Source organism: Aquirufa sp. (assembly GCF_964796385.1).
In genome coordinates this window covers 118,732-144,160 of the sequence record NZ_CBAUBA010000001.1, presented here as the reverse complement: position 1 = coordinate 144,160, position 25,429 = coordinate 118,732, and the positions used below count along the sequence as shown (strand labels likewise).

The window sequence follows — 25,429 nt, the reverse complement described above, 5'->3', positions numbered from 1 at the left end:
CAAATCTTATAAAACCTTTTCTGTATCCGTTGTAAACAAACGCGTGCTTACCGTATACGTTCCCCCATTCGGGTCTTTGTATTTCAAATCCATGTAAAAAGCTTGGTATCCTTTTTTCACAAAAGGAATCGTATATTTTACTGTTGACCCCTCATATTTTACCCGACGCGTTTGCCATAAATTATTTCGGAAATCCCGATCAGCCGAAGTCGTTGCCCATATTGCAGCCTCTACTAATTCTTCCGGTTTTGCTTGCACCGTTAATTCAAACCCATCCTTACCTTTCACCACATTCCAGGTGCTTACTGGGTAATCCTTGTTTTGTAAAGTCAAACCAAAGAACGCACTCAATCCTTCAAGCGCTTGTTTTCCACCCGCCAAATCATGTCCGGCATTCGGTACATAGTGGATTAAATTTTTTCCAGGAATTTGATCGAAATAAAGCTTGATGGCATCAGCAGTCCAGTAGGGGTCGTTTGTGCCAACAAATATCATCTTGGGAACGGTCAGTTTCTCCCGATAGGAATAAGGATCAATCATTGCTGTAATCGCCTTACCGTCAGGGCTTTCTGTGCTTTGTGGGATACCTATTTTGACATAATCTTCTATTTGGTCACTATATTCGCCATAAGTTTCAAGTTGGTAACTTAGGGATTTTGGCATGTTTAACATGTCGATCACCATGGGCCCAATTGCTTTTACGCGCTTATCGTCGATGGCGCTCGACAACCAGGTGGTCCATCCGCGCTTCGATGCGCCAGCAATCACAAAATTTGTGACGGCATGTTTTGTCTTTTTGGCAACAAATTCCTGAATAGCATCCATGCTACGAACAGTGGACTTCACCATTGGGAATAACAAGGGCCATGTGTAATCTTTATTTTTACGGAATTCGTTTAGGGTATACGTAATCAATTCGTCTTCTGTTTTTCCACCATAAAACGGTTGATTAGGTACCTGTTTGATTAGGGCAACCACCGCTTTATTCTTTGACGCAATCGCATTTAAAACAGGCCATAATTTATCTTCTTTACTCCAGTTCGGTTGCTCATCTTTATTACTTCCGCCCGTGATGAAAAGTAGTGCGCCGTCGTATTGCACGGTTGACGGAATGATAATGGTAAGTTGGTGCCGCCACATGATCCCTTGCCATTTTTGCGAAGTCAATACGAGCTGATATGCTTTGGCGCCACCGAAGTTGGCAGAATCCTTTAGTTCCCAAGCATAGTTTTGGTCGCCATTCGTAAGGTAATTTTTTAAGGCATTTTCGGGTTTAATTTTGGATTGAGAAAATCCAAGTAATGGGATCAATAGGAAGATGATTCCGGCTAATCGATTTTTCATAGGTGAGTTAAATAGTGTAGGTAAATATAAAAAAATAATGAACGCTTGCGGTGTGGGTTTTCTAAATTTCGCCGCGCGCATAGGAGAGATTTTCAGGTGTTGACAGCATTTGTCTATATGTGGGCAAAGCGATAAATTTTTGGTTTTGTAAATTTAAGTATATATGATTGCACAATATGTTAACAACGACTCTTTCAGATTTCAGAAAAGACATTAAAAACTACTTCGGTCGTGTCATTGAAAATGTAGATATATTGATCATAAATCGAGGGAAGGATACAGGAGTTGTAATCATGTCCTTGGAGGAATGTAACTCATTGAAAAGCCCCCATCATGAACTTTCATCTCTGAAAAATCAACACCGATTAGATGAGTCCATACGACAATTAAATTCCTAACATGCTTATAAATGAACTAATCCCTTTGTACGATCGCGATCTAAAAGCGCTGCGTATTGAAATTGAATCCTATGTGGATGAAGCATCCATCTGGAAAATAGCACTGGGGATAAATAATTCTGGAGGAAATGTATTTCTCCACTTGATGGGGAATTTGAATACATTTTTCGGTGCGGTTTATGCGAACACGGGCTATGTTCGAGATCGTCCGCTTGAGTTTTCTTCTACGGGTTTATCCCGCGCTATACTTTTAGCGATGCTGGAAGAAATTCACCCGATTGTATTACGTGTTTTGCGTGAGTTCCCAGAAGAGAATTTGGGAAGTATTTATCCGATTAAAATCTTCGACGAAGAGAAAACAGTCTCCTATATTTTTATCCATTTGGAGACTCATTTAGCCTATCATTTAGGCCAAATAAATTACCACAGACGATTGCTAGATCACTAGGAAGCTTTTCCCTTAAACAATGCCCAAATTGCCATGCAGTGCCCATGGCCTAAATCGAATTCTTCTTTAAGCTAGTTCGTCACATCGGTTGCTTTTACGGATGCAATCAGTTGACCGTTTTTTAGAAAACCTTTTTGTTCGGCTAGTGATTTTAAATCTTCAGCGCTTTTTCCTGTTTTGGCCTGAATGTTATCTAGGTAGGCTTGGAATGACATAAGTAGGTGTGATTACAAATTCAATTTTTGCAAATATATTTGTTAAATATAAAAAAACATGAAAACATCTTTTAACAAATACTTATACATCGGTTTCGTCCTTTTTGGACTATATGAATTAATCGTAAAACACTCGGCTTTTGAAGCTGCTACTCGATTCGGAATTGCATTAGCATTTGATCCATTTGATCAAGCTCAGCCTTGGAAAGAGCGTCCGATGTGGCAAAAGGGAGTGCTTATTTTTCATTTAGCGGTAGTCGCAGGGTTGTTTGGCTATGAATTAGGGAGCTCTGAGGATTTAGTCAAGGGAATAAAAGACGGCTGGAACGGTAAATAATATGTACATCTCACTCACGGGTTTAAAGCCCAAAGGCTTCTTCGCTTATCTTCGGTTTTGGCTATTAGCCATTCCGTCATTTCGCCAGGCTCAAATAGCGGAAGGAAATCTGCATTGTGATGTTAAAAAAGTAAATGAATATCAATGCACAATTACGGCGTGGGAAAGTAGAGAAATCATGCTCAAATATTTGCGAAGTGGCGCACATCTTAAGGCCATGAAAGCGTTTAAGCAAATTGCGACAGGGCCAACTTATGGGTATGAGTCGGAGACCATTCCAAGCTGGGATGAGGCGTACGCTTTACTCACAGAAAAGGGTCAAATGCATTAATCTTATGGAAGTTTCTACGCAAGCCAAAGTTACATTTTTAGTGCTTTTTTTATGTTTATATGCTCAACTATGGGCACAGTCACCTGTTAAGTATGCTTTGAAAAATAAAAACCTAGTTGCTTTATGGGACTTTAAAGAATTGGCTGGTCAATCTCGTAATTCATTGAAAGGTGATTTTGCCTTAATTGAAATGAATGGGAACATACCTCGAATCGATGAAGGACCTTTAAGTGGATATTCTGCAGTATTCGGCAATGAGGCTTACCTTGCCCTATCAAACTCAAAAACAGCGGACTTAAATATTTTCGGACCCGGTCAAGGCGTTACCGTCATGGCCTGGGTAAAATGGACAGGCGAGCAAACAGGTTTTATAGGAGGGATGTGGAATGAATACCAAGATGGGGGCAAGCGCCAATATGGATTATTTGTGTCTCTGCCTCATTATAATGGCAAAAATCAAGTTTGTGGGCATATTTCCTATACGGGCAGACCTACTCCGCCATTCCCTTATTCCATCGATTATTCAGCAAGCGCCCAAGAGGTGAAAGCGAATACCTGGACCTGCGTTGCATTCACATATGATGGACAATATATCCGCTCGTATGTAAATGGCAAATTCATTGCCCGAGAAAAAGAATTAATCCTAAATACAAAAGGTTTCAAGGGATACCCCGACGGATTAATACAATCTAAAAACCCGTATTATTTTCCTGATGGGATGGGGAATAATGGATCCGACTTTACAGTAGGTGCCGTCCTATTAAAGAAAGGCATGGGGAATTTTTTTAAAGGCAAAATCGGGGGATTGGCTGTATTTAATCAGGCACTTTCAGCTAAGCAAATATTGCGCTTGAAATAGTTTAATAAAACAATAACTCATCCACCCGCAACCAAGAATCTTTGATTTTTTCATCTACAAAACTTGGTAAATTTTTTAAGCGCACGGCTTTAATTCGGTAATATGTGTATGCATTATTTGCCAACGGAATATTAATCCCGCGCGGGGAAAAGCCTTTTTTCTCTGTAGGCTGAATCGGTTTCGCCGTAGCTACCATGCGCAAGTTAGTAGGCGAATCCCCTGCCCAAACCTCAATCCGAGTTGGCGGAAAAACACCTGTATCCGTCTTTTCTAAATACGAAAGCGTCACGCCATGAATCGCCGTTGATTTTTCGAAACTCGCCACCACATCTAAGTCGGCATTTTTAAATCCCAGCCACGTAAAATTAGGAACGCCTTTCACCTCGCGTGCACCTGCAATAAAGTCCATTAAACTCGCCCCACCTGCTGCCGGATATTTTGGATCTGGCTTAGAAAGTAAATCCATGCGCGCTGGAATGAATTGCGATTTATATACGCGGAGATCGATGGGTTTGCTGGCGCGCCAACCGCCCTTTGTGGCTAAAATGCGAACCTTCATAAAGTTTGTGATCGCGATGGATGCTTTTGTCGCCGGACTTTGCAAGCTATCCGGTAATGAATCATTCAAGGTATATCGGAACAACACATCACGCAACGTATGTTTAAATGTAAGTTTTTCGCCCGGTCGTAATATCAAATTTTCATTAACCAAAATCGGCGGATTGATTTGCAAGGTTTCTTCTTTCGCGATATATCCCGCATCGAAAATTACTTTGGGAAATGTTTTGCGTAAGGCCGTTAAATCCTCAGCCGAAAGCCCCGAACTCCACACATGAATTTTTTGCAAGGCCGGAAGGTTGGGGAGGAGTTTCTCGATTCCCGACCGCCCAATTTTTGTTCCGGAAATGGCTAGTTGCTCCAAGTGATTTAGGCCGGCCAACTGGCTTATTCCTGCATCATCGATGGACGTGAAATTCAAGTTCAATTTTTCTAGATTAGGGAACTTCGAAACAAGAGTTAATGACTCATTGGTAATTGGCATTTTAGCGAGTTGTAAACCCACCAACTGCTCACTGACTTGTGATAAATCCGATAGTGTTTTAGGATCGAATTTAGCCGCGACATAAAAATCTGCCTGCAAAGCTGGGGACTCATTTGCGATCGGATATACCGTGCAATAAGGCGTGTTCATGGATTCGATGGTGGACGCCGAAGCAGTAGAAAAATCGTACGTTTTTGTACTAATTGTTAGTTCAGCGGGCTTAATTAGCTTCTGAAAATCAGGACTGTATTGCCCCAGTTTTTTCTCAAATGAAGCACCTTCTTTAACCCACAAACGTAAGATCGTAATTTCATCAGGAGTTAATTGCGCCTTCCCCAGCGGAGGCATGTGCTCCTTCGCATTCATGGGTAATTTGATTCGTTGGACCAAGTGACTATTCAATTCATCGCCCGCCTTCCAAATCGCACCATGTTTTCCGCCTTTCATCAAGTTCGCTATGCTATTCATCTTGAGCGCGCCTTTGGTTTTTTGGTCATTGTGACACGACTCACATTTAGCTTTTAAAATCGGCTGGACAATGTCCTCAAACACCACACTCTCTGATGTAATTTCTGAGGCTTGTGTTCCAAAACGCAAGTAATCCTCTCCATGCGTAATGCTAGCTCCCGTGTGGCCGGCAATCACTAAGGCAATGAACCCAAGTGAGGCGCCCAAAATAAGATTTCGACGAATAATTACCCAAGCAAAATATACAAATGAAACGGCGATGCCCGACCATTGATGCCAGTCAAGCGCACTCGTTTCGTAACCACCTTCTTTGGCCAAAAACAAACCAAAAATAGCTGTGATTGAGGAAAAGATGGCGGTGAGTATGAGCAAAAATTCAGTTAAAACCTCAAATGAGCCAAGGTGTTTTTTAAGACCAAATAAGGCCAGCAACAAGACCCCAAATCCAATAGGTAAATGTAAAATCAAGGGATGCAAATGGCCGATACCTGCAAGCGGCAAAGCAAAGCTTGACTGGAAAATCAAGAGAAAAATGAGGAAGCCTTGGAGACTCCACAAAATCAAATTGCCTATCTTTTCGACCTTCCCCATTACGCGATTAATCCGGGTAAAACATTTCCTGCGATATCGGTTAATCGGTAACGCCGACCTAAATGTTTGTAGGTTAATTGCTCATGATTGATGCCCATCAAATGCTGCACAGTCGCATGAAAATCGTGGATGTGCACGGGGTCCTTCACCACATTGTAACCAAACTCATCTGTTTCTCCATAAACGGTTGCTGGCTTTACGCCGCCACCGGCCATAAAAATACTATATGCTCGGGGATGGTGATCGCGGCCGTAGGTGTCAACCGTGTATTTCCCTTGGCAATAATTCGTCCGACCAAATTCCCCTCCCCAGATAACCAACGTTTCGTCCAACAATCCCCGCTGTTTCAAATCTGAAATTAATGCTGCTGACGATCGGTCCACATCCTCTGCTTGCATCGCCATTTCTTTCGGCAAGTTGCCGTGGGAGTCCCAACCCTGATGATAAATTTGCACGAAGCGAACCCCTGATTCAGAGAGTTTACGAGCCAGTAAAACGTTGGCTGCATAGGTGCCCGGAACCAAACATTCTGGCCCATACATTTTGATGATATGATCTGGCTCTTTGGATAAATCCGTTAATTCCGGGACCGCCGTTTGCATGCGGTAGGCCATTTCATATTGTTGTACTTTGGCCTCCACTTCCGGATCCTTATTTTCCGCAAAGCCCTCGTGGTTTAATTCAGCTAACTGATCGAGCATACGTCGTCTGCCCGCTTTATCGATTCCATCCGAATCATTTAAGTATAAAATCGGGTCCTCTGAACTACTAAAAACTACCCCTTGATGTGTGGAATCTAAAAATCCATTTGTCCAAAGTTTGGAATAAACGCCCTGTCCATTTCCGCGTCCGCGTGAGAGCAACACACAAAATGCCGGCAGGTTTTTATTCTCACTTCCTAACCCGTAAGACATCCACGCACCCATACTCGGTCGGTTGCCCACCTGTGCCCCCGTTTGTAAAAAGGTCAATGCCGGATCGTGATTAATCGCATCCGTACTCATGGTGCGAATGACACAAATATCATCAGCCACCGATCCAATATGTGGAAATATATCGCTGATGTAGGTCCCTGATTTTCCGTATTGTTTGAAATTATAAAACGAACCTACGAGTGGGAATTTATCCTGTGAGGCAGTCATCCCGGTGAGCCGTTGGCCCCCCCGAATCGAAGCTGGCAAATCTTGCCCGGCCATTTTATTCAAGGTTGGCTTATAATCAAAACTCTCATATTGCGATGGCGCACCATTCTGGCAGAGGTAAATCACCCGCTTCGCCTTAGGTGCAAAATGTGCAACGCCTAAAGGAAGTGTTTGGCTGGACGCATCGCCTTTAAAAAGCTCAGGCACTAAAAGTGACCCTAGTGCCAATCCGCCAATGCCCGCACCCGCCTGACCAAAGAAATGCCGGCGCGTAATATTCAGTCGATTTTTAAAGAATTCGTTTTCCATATTAAACCCGCATGATGGCCTCCTCCATGTTATAGATTAATTGAATTGTCAGCATCATCGCTGCAGTAGATCCCGTGACCGTCGCCTTATCCTGTTTGTATTCCCCAATCTTCATGAGTTTCTGAACCTTTTTAGGATTCTGGGTGCAGGATGCTTGCTCAGCGGCATAATATTTTTTGAGCATGGCGAGCTCTTTTTCGTTCGGGGCCCGACAAATAATGCGTCTAAACGCTCGCTTTAATTTTTCATCGATGCTTCCTTTTTCACGTGAAAATTGACTAGCCAAAACGCGTGAACTTTCCAATACGTGTGGATCATTCATCATCACCAAAGCTTGTAATGGGGTGTTTGTTCGGCCACGCTGCACCTCACATTGATCCCGATTACTCGCATCGAAAATCAACATGGTGGGCGGAGGAACGGTACGCTTAATGAACACATACATCCCGCGGCGATATAAATCTTGGTTATGATCTTGAATGTAATTCATCAACGATCCACGGCCGGAAGTGGCTACTTCCCACAAGCCTTTGGGTTGATAGGTCTTCACACTTGGCCCGCCGATTTCCGGATTTAAAATACCAGCAGATGCCAAAACCTGATCCCGAATTTGTTCCGCTGGAATGCGAATTCGTGACATGCGGGATAGGTAGATATTTTCCGGGTCAACTTGTTGGGCCGAAGAAGTCACCGTGGAGGATTGTTGGTACGTCGCCGACATCACCATTTGTTTCACTAATCGTTTGATGTTCCAGCCGTGAGTTTGGAAATCTACGGCCAACCAGTCTAATAATTCGGGATGGGTGGGCAGTTCGCCTTGCATGCCAAAATCCCCAACGGTTTTTACAATGCCGCGTCCAAAGATTTGAGTCCATAGTCGGTTGACAAAGACACGCGATGTTAATGGATTTTGAGGTTCTAGTAGCCAGCGAGCTAAACCAAGCCTATTTTGGCCATATTTCGAGGCAGAGTAGGGTAAAATACTTTTGGGAATTCCGACACCCACTTCAGGACCGGGCATATCGTAATTGCCACGCGACAAGACATAGGTAGGTCTGCGCTTACTTGAGTCTGCCATGACCATCACGTCCACGGAAGCCGTATCTTTTTTATGAATAAACGTCAAAATAGACTGAACATCTTTGGTCGTAATTTTCATATTTGGGGGATCTGCAAATGATGCATCGATGGTCCCAAACAATCCTTTTTCAGGCACCTGATTAAAAAAAGCATAGGTGCTGTAATAGTCTTTTTGCGAAATGGGATCGTATTTGTGATCGTGGCAGCGCGCGCATTCAAAAGTCAGTGCGAGGAAGGATTTCGAAAATGTATTTGTCCGATCGTTCACATATTCCACCCGGTACTCCTCGTCGATAACCCCGCCTTCTTGCGTGATTTTATGATTGCGATTGAACCCGGTGGCGAGTAACATTTCTTTGGAAGGTCGTGGCAATAGGTCACCGGCTAATTGCCAAGTGACAAATTTGGCATACGAATAATTCGAATTAAATGCGTGAATCACCCAATCTCGCCAAGGCCACATTGTACGCAGTCCATCGTCTTGATAGCCATGTGAGTCCGCATACCGGGCTAAATCCAACCATTGTACCGACATCTTTTCGCCGTAATGTTTACTACCCAAAAGCTCGTTGACAATTTTTTCATACGCCTGTGGACTGTTGTCTTTTAGAAAACGATCTTGCATCTCAAGGCTTGGTGGCAAACCCGTCAAGTCCAAGGAAACGCGTTTCAATAATTGTTCTTTCGACGCTTCTGGGCTAGGCTTCAGCGATTTCTCCGCCATTTTTGCATAGACAAAATAGTCGATGGGATTGCGCACCCATTCCTCATCAGCATCTGGCAATGCCCCTTTCACGGGTTTGATAAAGGCCCAGTGTGGCTTATAAACCGCACCTTGTTTGATCCACTTTTCAATGAGATTAATTTCATGTTTTGAAACACTCAAGTGTGAACTTGGCGTAGGCATGAGCAAGGAAGTATCTTTTGTAATTAGACGTTGAAAAACATCTGAACTTTCCGGGTGTCCCGGTACTATGGCATGCATCGATGGATTATCCTTGAACGCGGCATAAGCTCCTTCCGGAGTGTCAAGGCGCAGACCAGACTTGCGCTTATTGGCATCCGGCCCATGGCATTTAAAACAGCGGTCGGAAAAAATAGGACGAATGTGGTAATTGTAGTCGATGACATCCGGCATTACCGTTTCTTGTGCTTGCGTTTCCGTGCAGCGCGTGTAGGTAAAAATGCCTCCAATGGCAATAAGTAAAATAAGCCAAGAACGCGTTTTAAAAAAATTCATTTTGGGTAATTCTATTTAGTCGGTTAATATACGATTAAATTTTTTCTTTGAAAATTTCTATTTAGCTAATACCATTTGCGTACTGTCTACTTCTAATGGCCATTTACCCTTAAAGCCTGACTTAACGGTTAAAGCAGGATTTATTTTTTTTAGGGTTAGGATACCTTGTTCGGTCACACGTGTTTGCCATAAGTAGACGCGTTTGAGTGATTTTATTTTGGCGAGATGTACTAAACCTCGATCAGTAATTTGGGTTCCTACCAAATTAATTGATTCCAAATAGGCCATGTTTTTGAGTTCCTCTAGGTCCTTATCTGCCATTTTTGTGTGATTTAAATCGAGATGGATAAGCAGCGGCATGGCGGCAATTTCTTGAATAAAATCTCCACCAACACGCGTATTTCCTAATTTCAGACGGACAATTTGCTCTTGAATAGCCCGTAAATCTGCGAGTTCTTTGCTCGTCACGCGAGGAGCATTGATGGCATTAACTTCGATGAAGTTCTGGTCTTTCGAAATGGGATTTGCCAATAATCCATGTTTGCGAATGCGTTCAAGATCCGCCTCGTTGGCAGCCTTAATTGTAAGTTTAAAAACAGGCGACTCCTGCGTCTCTTCCATTTTTATATACGCAGTGAGCACTTTTTTAATCTTTTCATCAGCAGGTAATTGGGCTACTTTTTTAGTAAAGTCGGCCCCATGTTGCACCCACCAGTGGAGCAAGGCAATCTCATTTTCGGTCAGCGGGGTTTTACCTTTGGGTGGCATGTGGTGTTCATCGTTCTCGTCCAGCAATAGACGCTTGATGAGCTCACTATCCAAGGGTTTTCCTTCAGAAATGATGGGGCCATCTTCCCCGCCTTTTAAGATAAAATCCGGTGTATCTAAGCGAAGTTTCCCTTTCTGTTTTTGGTCATTGTGGCAAGAGGTACATTTTTGGGTAAGCAGCGGTTTCACGAGTTGGGTGTACACGATCGCCTCGGGAAGGTTGGTGATTTTGGGCACCTCCTTACGCTCGGCTTCTGCTTCTTTCATGCCCAGCATTTTGCGCGCTGAACCCGGCAAACTAGCGGTTAAATAATCAGAACCATGCGTTAAATTTCCCCCGTAATGGCCGGTGATCGTGAGGCAAGTTAGACCCAAAATAAATAGGGTATTAGTTGGCCGAGGATTCATACCCGAGCGCATGGCAAAAGCTAAAACTGCCGACAGCCCGCAGGTGCTTATCCCGAGCCATTGGTGAATTTGTAACGCCTCCGGATCATATTCACCTGATTGCGCCAGGCTCCAACCCATCGCCGCAGAAAGTATGGAAAAGACGGTGGTCCAAATTAAAATGCGGACAACAACTTCATGGTTTTCAGTCGTTTGTTTGGAAAAAAATTGCAAAATCCCCGCAATGAAAAACATCCCGATGGGCAAATGCACCAGCATCGGATGGAAATGTCCCCAAAAAATCAGCCACGACTGGCCCGCCTCCGCTACCATCATTTAGCCAATTCGTTCTAATTTAATCGGATAGGTTTTTCCCGAAGCCCACTGTGGTACGTATATGTTTTCATCTGAATCGGCATAAACATCATGCGGATGAATAAACACTTTGTGTTCATCTTCTTTTCGCTGCTTCTGCAAAACACCATTTTTGTAGATCGGTTCAGAGCCTCCTGGTGTCGATACTACCTTCATGTTTTTATCTAAAATTTGTAAGTAGCCTGAGCCTGCCCAGGATCCGTCAGTACTCCGGAAACAAGCGGCGAGAATGTAGTCGCCGTGTAGGACAGGCCGACAAACAAACGATCCAGGAAGGTGGTAACGCGTGATGAATTTTCCATCCAAGGTGAATCTTTTCAAGCTGTTATTCACCCGATCCGTAATTAATAAAGTCCAGTTATTTGGGTCGCGCGTATCCACTAAAACCCCATGGCAACAATTGAATTTGTCATCCGCATACCCGGTAGTTGATCCTCCAAAATGACGGATGTACCGTCCCTTTGCATCGTATTGAATGATGTAATTTGAGCCATATCCATCGGCTACATAGATGTCACCGTTCTTTGGGTTGACGGCTGTTTCAGTAGGCACAAATTGACGCGGATAATCGTAAACGCCAGTTTCTTTTGGGTACTCAATTTTAAAAATCTCTTTCCCTTTTAAATCGGTTTTGATGACTTGGTGGCGGTTATTATCGCAGATCAACAAAAACTGCTCACCACCTTCATTCAGTATGGTTAAGCCGTGCGCACCTGGATATGAATGGCCCCATGAGTCAAGTAATTTACCTGATTTATCATAAATAAGGACGTTGTTTTTCACTTCGTTCGTTAGCAAGAATAGTCGGCCTTTCGCATCTTCCACCATCTCATGGCAGTCGTTAACTGGGTTTTTCCCAGCGTCTAATAATCCCCAATTAGGGACAACCTTGTAGGTGAATGAGCCATGACCAAGGGTGATCTCCCCAGCTTTCGGTGCAATTTTTTTCATAGTGTTGTTGGTTAATAAAGATGTTCCGAGGAGTGCGGAACTGGTTTTTAAAAAGTCTCTACGAGGAATGTGTTCGTTCATGTTATTAAGGTTTATTCACGCTTTCGTCAATATTAAATAGGGCATTAGCCACCATGGTTTTGGCAACTAGGTTGGCCGGATTACGCGGTTTCTCATTATCCGAACAAAGTTTTAAAAAGGCCATGGTCTCTTGTGGATGTGCTTGATAATGGGCCAATGTTTTGGTGTAAAAGGCATTCAATTTTTCAGCTTTTGATGTAGAAATCTCCCTTCCAAATAAATCTGCATAGCCTTTTTGGATAAATGCAATCCCATTTTCAGGGTATTTACGTGCGAAAAATTGGGAGGCCTCAAGGAATACGGGATCATTCAGGGTGCTTAGCGCTTGCATCGGCGTATTCGTTCTTATCCGTCTTGAAAGACAAATATCCCGCGTTCCTGCATCAAAAGTCACCATCGTAGGGTATGGGCTACTACGCCTCCAATAGGTATAAAGCGAGCGCCTCCATTGATCTTCCCCATCACTTTTTTTCCACTCCATTCCACTATACGGCGCATTCCAAATGCCATCCGGTTGTTCCGGCATCACACTCGGGCCGCCTAATTTTTGACTCAATATTCCTGACCAGTACAAGGCCTGATCGCGGAGTTGTTCTGGGCTCAAACGAACGCGCGGCCCACGCGTAATGTAGCGATTGTTCGGATCCTTTTCACGCGTTGATTCGTCCACAATGGAGGACTGCTGGTAACTTGCCGACATCACCACATACTTTAAAAACGCCTTGGTTTGATACTTAAAATCAACTTGAAATTTATGCGCTAGATGGTCCAATAATGCCTGGTTTGCGGGTGCGAGCCCTTGACTTCCCAGGTCCTCTAACGTTTCCACAATTCCAATTCCAAATAATTGCTCCCAAAAGCGGTTCACGGCTACGCGGGCGGTCAAGGGGTTGTTTTTGCCTCCAATCCAATCCGCTAATTCTAATCGATTGGTTACGGGTGTGTTTTTAAATAATCCTGGAATTCCGGGTTGAACGGCTTCTGCTTGATTTAACCAAGAACCGCGCGTGAAGACACGTGTCGTTCGCGTATATTCGGCCGGGTTTTCCAATATAATGGGTGTCGTTTGCTCAGGTTCGGTGGCAATGGCTTGCAAGGCTAATTTTTCAAAATCGGTGGATTTCAGTTGGCCTGGCACTTCCGGCAACACGGCCCAAAATCCAATACTTACGGTCGTCTGGTCTGGCTTTGTTTTGGTGTTCAAAAACTCCCAAACGAGGTCTTGCTTTCCGGGCAAAGAGGGAATATTAACAAACGTATAAGCCCAACCTTTTACCCACTGACCTTTGGGTTTCGCATATTTTTCTTGCAGTGTCGTGTCTAGTTTAATGCGCGCAATAATCGGTCCCGTTTTAGTCCCTTGGTGAATATTTAAGTAGGTAGGAGCTGGACCGGAGTTCTTGCAAGCGATCAAGATCTTTGTTTTTCCCATCATCGGCACGGCCTTAAAGCGCGTAAATCCCTTATTCCGCATGGCTAAATATTTATTGTCGGCCAATGCCCCATTTTCAAATTGGTCTGCCCAATGTGGATGTATTTTGGGCTCAACAAACCGGATCATTTGATCCCATGCTTTTTGGGTTGCGAGGGGCTGCTTGACTAAGAAGGATTTTAGCTGAGCAATCGTTTTTTCATTAGCCGGCGTATGGTGCTTGTATGTTGGTGATTCATCTGGTATATCCTCATCGCGCGAGTTATTGAAGAATGCCATGTATTTATAATATTCCTCATGCCGGATGGGATCATAGGGATGCGAATGGCATTGTACGCAGCTAAAACTTGTTCCTTGCAGCACTTCCCAAGTCGTATTGACACGGTCCAAAATCGCCGCCGTACGGAACTCCTCATCTTCTGTTCCTCCCTCATCGTTATTCGTTGTATTCCGATGAAAGGCCGTGGCGATGTAATCAGTTTCTTTTGGGTTTGGAAGCAAGTCCCCGGCTAATTGCTCTTTAATAAATTGGTCGTATGGCTTATTCTGATTGAAGGATGTGATCACATAATCCCGGTATTTCCAGATGTTGCGTGCATCATCTTTTTCATAGCCTTTTGTATCTGCATAGCGGGCGAGGTCCATCCACATCGCCGCCCATTTCTCGCCAAAATGTGGCGATTTTAAAAGTTTGTCTACCTGCTTCTCATACGCGTCTTTTGAATCATCTTGTTCAAATGCTTGGTAGTCGGCCGCTAAAGGCGGAAGCCCCGTTAAATCCAAATACAGCCGACGAAGCAAATCGGCTTTTTCAGCCTGGTCCGTATGCGTAAGTCCTTGGTTTTTTTGTTCCGCTTGGACAAAATAGTCGAGGTCATTTTGTGCCCAAGAGGCTGGAATACCGATAAAGGATAATGCTTTTTCAAGCCAACTGCCCGTTGGGATACTCGGCGCTTCCAGCGGTTGGTACGCCCAATGACTCCCCCAATTAGCCCCCTCTTTCACCCAAGTAGTTAATAAATCGATTTCTTCCTCAGACAAAGCTGGGCGCTGATACGGCATTTTTTCCTCAGCATCTTGACTATGTAGGCGCTGGATGAAACTTGATTGTTCTGGGTGCCCAGGAATGATGGCTGGTTTTCCGGATTTGGTTTTTCCTAAAGCCTCTTCTTGAAAAAGTAAGCTAAATCCGCCTTGCTTTTTTACTCCTCCATGGCATGAAATGCAATTCTTATTTAAGATGGGTTTTATCTGTGTGCTGTAATCAACTTTTTGTTGCTTGTTCGATACGTAGTAGGCGGTCATTCCCGCGATACAAAGGCCCAGAAAAATAAATAAATTTTTCATTAGTCTATGCCAAAATTGGTTTAATTACTTTTCCATATACGTCGGTCAGCCGGAAATTTCGCCCCTGAAATGGGTACGTAAATTCTTCGTGGTTAATGCCCAAGCAATGCAAAATAGTCGCTTGAACATCATAAACGGATGTTTTTCCACTTACTGTCGAATAGCCCAAATCGTCTGTTTCGCCTAGGGACATGCCAGGTTTAATTCCGCCGCCGGCCAGCCACATGGTGAATGCTTCCGTGTGGTGATCACGACCAAAATAACTTTGCGTTTTCCCTTCTCTATTTTCTTGCATCGGGGTCCGACCAAACTCGCCGCCCCAGACAACCAACGTTTCGTCTAATAAACCACGTTGTTCTAAATCGATCAATAATGCGGATACGGCTTGGTCGGTTTCCATGCATTTTTGGTGTAAACCAAAATCTACTGAACCACCTTTGCTCGTTCCATGCGAGTCCCAGCCCCAATCAAATAACTGGACAAAACGAACGCCTTTTTCGACCATTTTGCGGGCCAATAAACAGTTATTGGCAAAAGATTCTTTCCCAGGATTTGTCCCGTATAATTGGTGAATGTATTCAGGTTCTTTGCTGATGTCCATCACCTCAGGAACCGAACTTTGCATTTTGTAGGCCATCTCGTATTGGGCCATACGGGCCACGGTTTCCGGATCACCAAATTCGGCAAATGTTTCTTCATTGACCGAATTAATCACATCGATACTTGCTTTGCGCATGTCGGCATTGACCCCCGCTGGATTCTTAATAAAGAGGACAGGTTCACCTGCCGAGCGGCATTGTACACCTTGGTAGACGGACGGGAGAAAACCGCTTCCCCAGGCCGACTTCCCTGCGTCGGGGTTTTTGCCACCTGAGGCGAGCACCATGAAGGAAGGCAAGTTTTCGTTTTCAGACCCGAGGCCATATGAAACCCAGGAACCTAGAGACGGCCGACCGAGTCGCGCGGAACCGGTATGCATGAGTAATTGGGCCGGCGCATGGTTAAATTGATCCGTGTACATGCCCTTCAAAAACGTGATTTTATCTGCTTGTGTAGCCAAATGCGGCATGTGGTCGGAGATCCAATGCCCCGAATTTCCATGTTGGAGGAACTTAGCTTTTGGCCCTAATAAATTAGGGACTCCACGAATAAAAGCGAATTTTTTCCCCTCGAGCAATTCTTTGGGACACTCTTTCCCGTCGAATTTGGCTAATGTGGGTTTATAGTCGAATAATTCCAATTGCGATGGCGCCCCAGCCATGTGGACAAATATGACCGATTTCGCTTTCCCAAAATGAGGCGGAATACGCGTGGAGGCTTGTTGGCTTTTTGTATCCGAAGAACAGCCCCAAAGGGCAGAACCAAAAGCAATGGAACCAATGCCCGTACCGAGCGACTGCAAAAAATGCCTTCTTGTCGCCAAAATGGCTTCTTTTTCGATTGCTTCTTTGACTAAATTGTTCATGTTGCCTAAATCAGGGGATGTCGGATAAACCACAATTTCAAATATACTATTTTACTTAATATGTAGGATATTTTTTATAATTTCCTGCCAAAATACTACAATTATGAAAAAGCTATTCTTTTTGATTTTATTGCCCTTTGTTTTTCAAGCCAAACCACTTCGGGTAGGTATCGCAGGCATGACGCACGGACATGTGGGTCAGGTGTATACGGCGCTAAAAAAGCCCCAACAAGATGTGATCATCGTGGGTTTTGCCGAGCCAAACAAGGAATTAGGCTTGTCACTTTTAAAGAAACAAAATCTGCCGGATTCGCTTTGGTTTCCGACTTTGGAGGCACTTATCGCAAAGACAAAACCGGAGGCAATTGCCGCATTCAATAGTATTTATGAGCACCTCGAAGTGGTCAAAGTTTGCGCTCCCAAAGGAATCCATGTCATCGTGGAAAAGCCGTTGGCAGTCAACATGGATCACCTCAATCAAATGAGGGCGCTCGTTGCCAAACACCCCATACACTTGTTGACGAATTTTGAAACAACCTGGTATCCATCCCATGCGAAAATGTGGCAGCTGGTCAAGGAAGAAAAAGCCTTGGGAACGATTCGCAAAGTGGTGATTATGGATGGCCACCGCGGACCGCAGGAAATAGGATGTTCGCCGGAGTTTTTGAATTGGTTGACAGATCCTGTGCTTAATGGGGGTGGTGCTCTGATTGATTTTGGTTGTTATGGGGCGAATATTATGACGTGGTTGATGGATGGCCGGAAGCCACTTGCGGTGACGGCGGTGACCCAACAATTAAAACCGGATGTGTACCCGAAAGTGGATGACGAGGCGAGTATTATTTTGACGTATCCGGATTGCCAAGCGATTATTCAGGCTTCTTGGAATTGGCCATTTGACCGAAAAGATACCGAAGTGTATGGGACGAAAGGAATTTTGGTGGCTGACAAAACAAACAAAATGCGCTATGTTTCGGGAGATCGATTTGGTAAGGAAGGCATGCTTTCGCTGAATCCTCTACCTCATGATGTTTCGAATGTATTTCCATATTTAGCTGCTGTCGTACAAGGGCGAATTAAACCTCAAAAAGATTTATCCTCTTTTGAAATTAATCAGGTCGTCGTGGAAATTTTAGAGGCAGCAAGGGAGTCGGCGAAAACGGGCAAAAAAGTCCAATTACAGCACTAATTCGAGTCCGAGTACCCCTAGCAAACCCACGACAGCAAGAATGGTTTCCATGATGGTCCAGGAGCGCAAACTGTTTTTAATCGAAACGCCGAAGTATTCTTTGTAGAGCCAGAAGCCCGCGTCATTGACATGCGAAAGGACCATGGACCCAGCCCCGATGCTTAAGGCAAGGAGGTTAGGATTTACCCCCGAGGAGGCTAGTAAAGGCAAAATCAATCCGGCTGTGGTGATGCCGGAAACCGTGGATGAACCCGTCACGATACGTAATACAGCAGCAATTCCCCAGGCAATAATCAGTGGATTTAGGGAGGAACCTTGCGTCATTTCATGCATGGCGTCTCCCACATGCATCTCTTGTAAGATTTCCTTGAATGCGCCAGCTCCACCAAAAGTTAACATCAACGGAGATACATCTTTGATGGAATCCACCAACCACTTGCTGATTTCAGCCCATGAAATACCGCGTTTAATCCCGAGAAAATAGACAGCCGCAAACACAGAAATCAATAAGGCAACCATCGGTTCGCCGATCAAATTAATACCGGGAAAATGGACAAAAGATTTAATCGCAATCAGTGCCACAGGTAATAATAGAATCGATAAGCTAATTCCTACCGAAGGATTATTTCCACTTTCATCAGACTCCACAAACGACATGGGCGTGGCAGGGATATTTTTCATTGTCTTGCCAAACAGCCAACCAGAAGCGAGCATGGCTGGAATCGAAATTAGAATTCCATAGCCTAGTGTCGTTCCCATTTCTGCTCCGGGTAAATGCGTCACTAAATAATAGGGAGCGGGATGTGGTGGGAGAAATCCTTGGGTGATGGAAAGTGAGGCCAACATCGGAATTCCTAAATATACGGGGGGTAAATTATAGCGCTCTGCCGTGGACAGCACGAGTGGGGTGAGCAATAAAAAGGCCACGGAAAAAAACAAGGGAAGCCCCACGATAAAGCCAATCAGCATGAAGGCGATTGGTAGGTTTTTCGGGCCAAAAAGCCCCACAAAATATTCGGAGAGGACGAAGGTAGCCCGACTTTTTGCAACCATTTTGCCCAACATGGACCCTAGAATAATGATGGGAATAATCGATCCCAATGTTCCGCCAATTCCCTTTTGCATGGCGGCGATGGTTTGTTCGGTCGTTAGTGAACCTGTGATGCCTAAACCGAGCGAAACAACTAGAAAAGCAATAAAAGGCTGTAGTTTCATGACCGAGATGAGGGTCACTAATACGATGATGGCCGCGCCAATGAGGAGCCAAATACTCATAGTATTTTATATGCTTGAATAGCGAAGTTGGAAAAACCTCTTCAATATTCCAACTCCGCCCACGATAAGGCAGATTAAAAGTTAAACAAGAAGCCTTACATTTGGTTTACCTTTTTGAAATTTAAACGTATCTATGAAAAAAGTACTTTCACTCATCATATGCCTTAGTGCAGCGTCCTTCCTTAGTTTTGCGCAGTCGGCGAAAGCCCCCGCAACTCCTCCCGTAAAACCGGCAGATTCTTCTGCTGCAAAAAAACCGGCATCGAAGGCAAAGTCTTACGAACAAGTAATTACGAAGGAAGCTAAATCCAAGAAAGGATTATTTACAGCGCATCAAGTTGGCGATAAATATTACTTCGAAATTCCGAAAAAACATTTGGGCAAAGACATGTTGTTGGTCAGCCAAATCGCCAAACTTCCAAGTGGCATCGGCGGAGGCTATGTCAATGCCGGAACGACTTCGCGTGAACAGTTAATTGTGTGGGAGAAATTTCAAGAAAAGATTTTAATAAAAGTAAAGTCGTATGCGTCGGTGGCGGCTGATTCCTTACCGATAAGCTTGTCGGTGAAAGCCAATAATTACGAGCCTACCTTGTACATGTTTGACATTGAAACATATAGCAAAGATTCGAGCCATGTGGTGATCGATGTAACGAAGTTTTACAGCAGTGACATTCCAGCGATGAGTGGTTTGGATGCGTCGTTGCGTGAAGCACACAAAGTCAGAAATTTAGATCCGAGCAGAAGCTTTATTCGTTCGGTTAAATCTTTCCCATTGAACATTGAGGTCTTACAAGATTTTACATTTAACGCCTCGAAGCCATCGGTAACTCCCTACACGGAAACGCTGAGTATGCAGATGAATCAGTCGATGATTTTATTGCCTGAAAAGCCGATGAAGCCGCGTTTGTTCGATAAACGTGTAGGATATTTTACACAAAAGCAATATGATTATTCGAGTGAGGAATTAAAGTCAGACCAAAAAACGTTTATTCAACGCTGGCGTTTGGAGCCAAAAGATATGGCAGCCTATAAGCGTGGGGAATTAGTAGAACCGATCAAACCGATTGTGTATTATTTAGATCCAGCTACGCCAATGAAGCTTCGCAAGCACATGAAAAAGGGTGTGGAGAATTGGCAAAAAGCCTTTGAGGTGGCCGGATTTAAGAATGCGATTATTTGCAAAGATCCACCAACCGCCGCGGAGGATCCAGATTTTTCACCTGAAGATATTCGGTATTCCGTGATTCGGTATGTGGCAAGTACAACGCGTAATGCCACGGGTCCAAGTGTCAGCGATCCGCGTTCAGGGGAGATTATTGAGAGTGATATTATTTGGTACCACAACCATTTGCGTTCATATCGGAACCGTTTTTTATTAGAAACAGGAGCTTCAAATCCGAACGCTAGGACCCTAGATACGCGTGAAGAGGACATTGGTGAAATGATGGAAATGGTGATTTCACATGAGGTAGGACATGCGCTTGGTTTCCCGCACAATATGGGAGCGAGTGGATCATACGAGGTGGAGAATTACCGCAAGGCGGATTTTACCAACAAGGAGGGAATCTCTGCGAGTATCATGGATTATGCCCGTTTCAATTACATCGCGCAGCCGGGTGACCTGGGGGTTCGTTATATTCGCCAAATGGGGCCGTATGATAATTATGCGGTGAATTGGGGCTATCGCGTTTTACCCGATGCGGTTCGTCCGGAAGATGAAGTGCCTATATTAGACAAATGGATTGAGGCCAAAGCAGGGGATCCAAGATTTCGTTTTGGAAATCAGGGAACGAATTTTGATCCAAGTTCACAGACCGAGGATATTGGTAACGATCCGATTCGCGCAAGTACGTATGCGGTGAAAAACTTGAAATATGTGGCTAAGAATTTGGCTGATTGGACAAGTAAAAAGACAAATGATTACGAAGATTTGATTGAATTAAATGATGAGCTTTTAGGTTCATGGTCACGTTATGTGGGACATGTAACGACGATGGTGGGTGGTGTATATGAGCAATATACGAAGCCAAATCAAAATATTTCGTCGTACAATCCGGTTCCAAAGGCGAGCCAACAAGCTGCTGTCAACTGGTTGATTACCAATGTATTCACGAATGTTGACTGGTTGATTAACAAAGAAGTAGTCACGCATCACATGGCAGGTTATACGGATCGTATTCGTAGTCTGCAGGTTAGCCCATTGAACCGCATGTTGAGTTTAGAGACTTTTGCGCGTTTGGATAATAGTGGCTTGACTACGCCAAATAACTACAAGACGATTGAGCTTTTTCAAGACTTACGTGGAGGCATTTGGACTGAATTAGCTGCAGGGAAAAACATCGATCGGTATCGTCGGAATTTACAGAAAGCATACATCGAACGACTGAAAGCTTTGATGACAGATCAAGCGCCAGCACCTCCTGCTAGTTCTTATGGACCTCCGCGGGAAACGTATCCGGTGGCACAGTCGGACGTACGCTCGATTGTTCGTGGCGAGTTAAAGGCGCTTCAGGCGAGTTTAGCTTTAGCGAAGGGCAAGTATGCGGACAAGGAAGTACGCTATCATCTAGATGATTGTTTGGAGCGTGTAAGTTTGATTTTGAATCCTAAGAAGTAGCGCTTTCGGCGTAGCTTTTGAAGTTATCTAAAATCATTTGCCAGCCCTCCTTTTGCAAATCCTCGGGGTTTTCATTTTCGGGCTCAAAGTGTTCGGTTACTTTCGTTCCCATTTCGGTGGAGGCGAAAATAACCTGCATATTGCGGCCATCTCCAATAAATATGTGAAGTGATTTTTCCAGGTTAATTTCAAGGTAGGTCCCCCAAAAATCAAAGCTCATCGAGCCGTCTTTCGCGGCCATTTCGTAATGAAATTCGCCACCTACCTGTAGGTTAATTGTCGCCTTTGGACAATGCCAATCCGGCGATGCAAAGTTCCATTGTTGGACATGCTCCGGGGAAGTCCACTTTTTCCAAACAGACTTTAAGGGGGCATTAATTATAGTTTCTACAGTAATGAAAGCCATTAGTAATATTTTAAATGTATTCGCAAATTTATCAAACCGTAGGACCTTTTCCTCATTACTATGGATAATTAGGGGCTTTGACTATATTTGCACAAACAAAATTCGAGCACTATGATTATTGAACCTAGAATGAGAGGGTTTATCTGTTTGACATCACACCCAAAAGGTTGCGAAAAGAACGTATTAAATCAAATTGACTATGTGAAGTCCAAAGGCAAAATTACTGGGGCGAAAAAAGTGCTTGTGATCGGAGCCTCGACGGGTTTTGGTTTAGCTTCTCGCATTACGAGTGCATTTGGTTCAGATGCAGCGACAATCGGAGTTTTCTTTGAAAAAGCACCTGCAGAAGGCAAGACAGCTTCTCCAGGGTATTACAATAGCCATGCTTTCGAAGCAGCGGCGGGCAAAGCGGGTCTTTATGCGAAGAGCATCAATGGCGACGCATTCTCAAATGAAGTAAAAGCACAAACAATTGATTTAATTAAAGCTGATTTAGGCCAAATCGATTTAGTCATTTACAGTTTGGCTTCACCAGTTCGTCAGCATCCTGTTTCGGGCGTTTTGCACCGTTCGGTTTTGAAGCCTATCGGCGATACCTTTACGGAAAAAACGGTTGATTTTCATACGGGTATTGTTTCTGAGGTGACAATTACACCTTGTAACGAAGAAGATATTGCCAATACGATAGCCGTGATGGGTGGCGAAGATTGGCAGATGTGGATGGATGCCTTATTGAATGCCGGCGTTCTAGCGGATGGCGCGATGACGGTTGCCTATTCATACATTGGGCCAAAAGTTACCGAGCCCGTTTACCGTAAGGGAACGATCGGAATGGCGAAGGATCATTTGGAATCAACAGCGTTTAAGATCACGGAAGGCTTAGCGAATATTGGAGGGAAAGCATTTGTTTCTGTTAATAAAGCATTGGTAACCCAAGCGAGTTCAGCGATTCCTGTGATTCCATTGTACATCTCGTTGTTGTATAAAATCATGAAAGCTAAAGGCACGCATGAGGGTTGTATCGAGCAGATCCAACGCTTATTCAGTGCGCGGTTATATATGAATGGTTCTATTCCAGTGGACGAGAAAGGACGTATCCGCATCGACGATTGGGAAATGGATGAAGCAGTTCAAAAAGAAGTGGCTGAATTGTGGAAAAGCGCTACGACAGAAAACCTTCCGGCGATCGGCGATTTAAATGGATATAAATCGGATTTCTCTAATTTATTTGGCTTCGGTTTTGATGGCGTAGATTACGCAGCGGAGGCGAACGAAATGGTCGAGATTCCGGGATTGATTACGGTAGTGAAATAAAAGGAAAACTTTCCTTAAGCGTACTAGCGGATTATAATGCATGTTGAATCTAAGTGGTCGGCCCTTTGGGAGTTTTCGTTGGGGATTTATTTAACGGTGAAGGGTTTTAAGGACTAGGGTAGGCTTGTCAGTCAGAATTAAATCTACGCCCATTTTGGCAGCCTTTTGATAATTCGTTTCTTGATCTAAGGGGCCTAATAAATCCGTAAAAATCTGAATGCCATTCGCATGCGCTTCCTTAATTATTTCAGGTGTTAATGTAAGCCAACTGGCATCAAAGGCAAATGGATGAAGCGTTGCGATTTTAAGCGCAATGTCTTCTTTTTTTCGGAGACTTGGCATTAGACGAGCTTCTGGGAATTCAGTTTTTAACGATAGGAGAAACGCATCACTTCCGTAAAAGCAGGATTCTTTCGCTAGACCATATTTTTGTAAAATTTCCACCAAAGGCTTTGGTGCTACTTCCTTGCAATCTACATAGATGTACGTTTTTTTCGAGTGCCATTTATTCCAACGAGAAATGAGTTGGCAAACCTCTACTAAACTTGGAATTTTTTCTTCCTCAAATCCTACATGGCCTTTTCCTGCCGATAGTTTTTTCAATTCAGAAAAGGTCACATTTTTTACTGGGCCTTCCCCATTTGTTGTCCTATTGAGAGACCCATCATGCAGAATGATCAACTCCCCATCAGCCGTAGTTCGCACATCTATTTCGACAAAATTAACATGAAGCTTTAAGGCCTTTTCGAAGGTAGCCAATGTGTTTTCAGGAGCCAATCCCGTATTTCCACGGTGTGCAGAAATACGCAATTGATTATTTGTTACCTGTGCGGAAACGAAGGATATCGTTCCGCAACAGAATAACGTATAAAGTGAAACAAAGAGTAGTCGTTTCAATGAAATTACTTGGTAAAATCGGTAAATAAATCAGAGGCAGCTTTCGTTCTGATTTCAAGTTTTGGATTTGTTAACGCGAAATCATCTAAATTTTCAATCGAACGATTTCCGATAGTGATACGGATGAAATTTTTTCCAGGGATAAGATCGGCAGGGTTAAGTAAAAAACTCAACTTAGCACTATTTTGTCCAACAGGGGAATTAACAATAAGGTCTTTGATTCCTTTGACTTTAAAGAAATAGAATTTGGCCGTTTGATTAACTACTGGAAAGAAGATGTTTGCATGAATTGCTCTGCCGTTAACAATTATTTCAGGCAAGTCAAATGGATTGATATGATGCGCATCCATACTTACCTGTGCAAAGGCTGCTTCCATTTTCGGATCATATGTAAAAGTTAATAAACGTGATATAGTTGTCTTAGGATTGTCTCCCAAACGGATGGTATCTGACTCATTCGTTAATTGAATCGATGCATACTGCGCATGAACATTTGCATGAACGATGACGGCAAAAAATACGGTCATTAATAGAACTAATTTTTTCATTTTTTTAATAGTTTGAATAAGCAAGCAATCTCCCATTTTTACCTGGAATATATGTAATCGAATTGTTAAATTTTGCATATACACATTAAGATAAATTAGACAATATTTTAATGATTAAAGTCTCAAAATTGGCCAAAAATAGGGGGTCCAAACTTTCTACTTTTTTAACAGATATCACCTAATTCCTTAACCATTTGATTAAATTCAGACTGAGCTATTTCCCTATTTTTGAATAGAAAATCACCTAAATAAAATAGACTATGGAATTAGCTTTAAGTCTTTCAGAACCGCAAATGGAGCTTGTTAAAGCCGTTTTTGAATCGTACTCAATTCGGGTTAAATCGATTTTTGATGTCGATTATTATATTGATCAAATTTTTGAAACGTGTATTTTTCAATCGAATGTATTCGACTTGTCAAATGACAACGATGCAGGAGATTTGGCGGTTAATTATTTTAATCTGATTTACGATTATTTAGATTCGGTTTACGAGGAGGTTGCGTAAATAATTCCTTTGATTTTTTTATCTATTGTCAAAATTACGTGCACATTTGAGGTCAAACAACGGT

General features: G+C 43.5%; 22 protein-coding genes. 9 read left to right on the top strand and 13 right to left on the bottom strand.

What is annotated here, in order from left to right:
* Nucleotides 1-6 precede the first annotated feature (6 nt).
* Complete coding sequence (locus tag AC1W6K_RS00705; protein ID WP_481719017.1) at nt 7-1,344, bottom strand: PhoPQ-activated pathogenicity-related family protein; 1,338 nt, start codon at nt 1,342-1,344, stop codon at nt 7-9.
* Nucleotides 1,345-1,520: 176 nt separating this feature from the next.
* On the opposite strand from AC1W6K_RS00705, the gene AC1W6K_RS00700 reads away from it, so the two are divergent.
* Nucleotides 1,521-1,742 carry a type II toxin-antitoxin system Phd/YefM family antitoxin gene (locus AC1W6K_RS00700; RefSeq protein ID WP_481719018.1) on the top strand — a complete coding sequence of 74 codons (222 nt, stop codon included), beginning with the start codon at nt 1,521-1,523 and terminating at the stop codon, nt 1,740-1,742.
* A 1-nt stretch (nt 1,743) separates the two neighbouring features.
* Nucleotides 1,744-2,190: a DinB family protein gene (locus tag AC1W6K_RS00695; protein WP_481946062.1), complete on the top strand. Its 447-nt coding sequence runs from the start codon at nt 1,744-1,746 to the stop codon at nt 2,188-2,190.
* A gap of 71 nt (nt 2,191-2,261) precedes the next feature.
* Here AC1W6K_RS00695 and AC1W6K_RS00690 read toward each other — a convergent pair whose 3' ends face one another.
* Nucleotides 2,262-2,405 (bottom strand): DUF4287 domain-containing protein, encoded by a 144-nt coding sequence (locus tag AC1W6K_RS00690; RefSeq protein WP_481719020.1) that lies wholly within the window; start codon nt 2,403-2,405, stop codon nt 2,262-2,264.
* 58 nt (nt 2,406-2,463) lie between these two features.
* On the opposite strand from AC1W6K_RS00690, the gene AC1W6K_RS00685 reads away from it, so the two are divergent.
* From AC1W6K_RS00685 to AC1W6K_RS00675, 3 genes are read left to right on the top strand one after another with little or no spacing between them, the layout of a single operon-like run.
* Nucleotides 2,464-2,742 (top strand): hypothetical protein, encoded by a 279-nt coding sequence (locus AC1W6K_RS00685; RefSeq protein ID WP_481719021.1) that lies wholly within the window; start codon nt 2,464-2,466, stop codon nt 2,740-2,742.
* A 1-nt stretch (nt 2,743) separates the two neighbouring features.
* The gene (locus AC1W6K_RS00680; RefSeq protein WP_481719022.1) at nt 2,744-3,073 is read left to right on the top strand and encodes a hypothetical protein; all 330 of its coding nucleotides are present in this window, start codon (nt 2,744-2,746) and stop codon (nt 3,071-3,073) included.
* A 4-nt stretch (nt 3,074-3,077) separates the two neighbouring features.
* On the top strand, nt 3,078-3,932 hold the full coding sequence (locus AC1W6K_RS00675; RefSeq protein ID WP_481946061.1) for a LamG domain-containing protein: 855 nt from the start codon (nt 3,078-3,080) through the stop codon (nt 3,930-3,932).
* A 1-nt stretch (nt 3,933) separates the two neighbouring features.
* Here AC1W6K_RS00675 and AC1W6K_RS00670 read toward each other — a convergent pair whose 3' ends face one another.
* From AC1W6K_RS00670 to AC1W6K_RS00640, 7 genes are all read right to left on the bottom strand, one after another.
* Complete coding sequence (locus AC1W6K_RS00670) at nt 3,934-6,033, bottom strand: c-type cytochrome domain-containing protein (RefSeq protein WP_481946060.1); 2,100 nt, start codon at nt 6,031-6,033, stop codon at nt 3,934-3,936.
* Nucleotides 6,033-7,484: a DUF1501 domain-containing protein gene (locus tag AC1W6K_RS00665; protein ID WP_481946059.1), complete on the bottom strand. Its 1,452-nt coding sequence runs from the start codon at nt 7,482-7,484 to the stop codon at nt 6,033-6,035. The genes AC1W6K_RS00670 and AC1W6K_RS00665 overlap by 1 nt, the downstream gene beginning before the upstream one ends.
* Nucleotide 7,485: 1 nt before the next feature.
* Nucleotides 7,486-9,804, bottom strand: coding sequence for a PSD1 and planctomycete cytochrome C domain-containing protein (locus AC1W6K_RS00660; protein ID WP_481946058.1), 2,319 nt, complete (start codon nt 9,802-9,804; stop codon nt 7,486-7,488).
* A gap of 57 nt (nt 9,805-9,861) precedes the next feature.
* Nucleotides 9,862-11,295: a c-type cytochrome domain-containing protein gene (locus AC1W6K_RS00655; RefSeq protein WP_481946057.1), complete on the bottom strand. Its 1,434-nt coding sequence runs from the start codon at nt 11,293-11,295 to the stop codon at nt 9,862-9,864.
* Nucleotides 11,296-12,285 carry an NHL repeat-containing protein gene (locus tag AC1W6K_RS00650; protein WP_395783750.1) on the bottom strand — a complete coding sequence of 330 codons (990 nt, stop codon included), beginning with the start codon at nt 12,283-12,285 and terminating at the stop codon, nt 11,296-11,298.
* A gap of 85 nt (nt 12,286-12,370) precedes the next feature.
* Nucleotides 12,371-15,145 (bottom strand): PSD1 and planctomycete cytochrome C domain-containing protein, encoded by a 2,775-nt coding sequence (locus AC1W6K_RS00645; protein ID WP_481946056.1) that lies wholly within the window; start codon nt 15,143-15,145, stop codon nt 12,371-12,373.
* 4 nt (nt 15,146-15,149) lie between these two features.
* Entirely contained in the window at nt 15,150-16,610 is a 1,461-nt protein-coding gene (locus AC1W6K_RS00640; RefSeq protein WP_481946055.1) for a DUF1501 domain-containing protein, read from the bottom strand.
* A 103-nt stretch (nt 16,611-16,713) separates the two neighbouring features.
* Here AC1W6K_RS00640 and AC1W6K_RS00635 point away from each other — a divergent pair, with 103 nt between their 5' ends.
* Nucleotides 16,714-17,799: a Gfo/Idh/MocA family protein gene (locus AC1W6K_RS00635; protein WP_481946054.1), complete on the top strand. Its 1,086-nt coding sequence runs from the start codon at nt 16,714-16,716 to the stop codon at nt 17,797-17,799.
* Here AC1W6K_RS00635 and AC1W6K_RS00630 read toward each other — a convergent pair.
* Entirely contained in the window at nt 17,788-19,074 is a 1,287-nt protein-coding gene (locus AC1W6K_RS00630; RefSeq protein WP_481946053.1) for a GntP family permease, read from the bottom strand. The two genes, AC1W6K_RS00635 and AC1W6K_RS00630, sit on opposite strands and share 12 nt — an antisense overlap.
* 133 nt (nt 19,075-19,207) lie before the next feature.
* Here AC1W6K_RS00630 and AC1W6K_RS00625 point away from each other — a divergent pair, with 133 nt between their 5' ends.
* Nucleotides 19,208-21,694, top strand: a complete 2,487-nt coding sequence (locus AC1W6K_RS00625) for a zinc-dependent metalloprotease (protein ID WP_481946052.1) — start codon at nt 19,208-19,210, stop codon at nt 21,692-21,694.
* On the opposite strand, the gene AC1W6K_RS00620 is transcribed toward AC1W6K_RS00625, so the two are convergent.
* Entirely contained in the window at nt 21,684-22,100 is a 417-nt protein-coding gene (locus AC1W6K_RS00620; protein WP_481719035.1) for an SRPBCC domain-containing protein, read from the bottom strand. The two genes, AC1W6K_RS00625 and AC1W6K_RS00620, sit on opposite strands and share 11 nt — an antisense overlap.
* A 111-nt stretch (nt 22,101-22,211) precedes the next feature.
* Here AC1W6K_RS00620 and fabV point away from each other — a divergent pair, with 111 nt between their 5' ends.
* Nucleotides 22,212-23,414, top strand: a complete 1,203-nt coding sequence (gene fabV, locus AC1W6K_RS00615) for an enoyl-ACP reductase FabV (RefSeq protein ID WP_481946051.1) — start codon at nt 22,212-22,214, stop codon at nt 23,412-23,414.
* 90 nt (nt 23,415-23,504) lie between these two features.
* Here the strand turns inward: fabV and AC1W6K_RS00610 are convergent, their stop codons facing one another.
* Both AC1W6K_RS00610 and AC1W6K_RS00605 read right to left on the bottom strand, forming a co-directional pair.
* A complete protein-coding gene (locus tag AC1W6K_RS00610) occupies nt 23,505-24,311 on the bottom strand; it encodes a glycerophosphodiester phosphodiesterase (protein WP_481946050.1) in 807 nt (268 codons plus the stop codon).
* Nucleotides 24,312-24,316: 5 nt separating this feature from the next.
* The gene (locus AC1W6K_RS00605) at nt 24,317-24,859 is read right to left on the bottom strand and encodes a hypothetical protein (protein ID WP_481946049.1); all 543 of its coding nucleotides are present in this window, start codon (nt 24,857-24,859) and stop codon (nt 24,317-24,319) included.
* Between the two features lie 260 nt (nt 24,860-25,119).
* Between AC1W6K_RS00605 and AC1W6K_RS00600 the strand changes: the two genes are divergently transcribed.
* Nucleotides 25,120-25,365, top strand: a complete 246-nt coding sequence (locus AC1W6K_RS00600) for a hypothetical protein (protein WP_481719039.1) — start codon at nt 25,120-25,122, stop codon at nt 25,363-25,365.
* Nucleotides 25,366-25,429 lie beyond the last annotated feature (64 nt).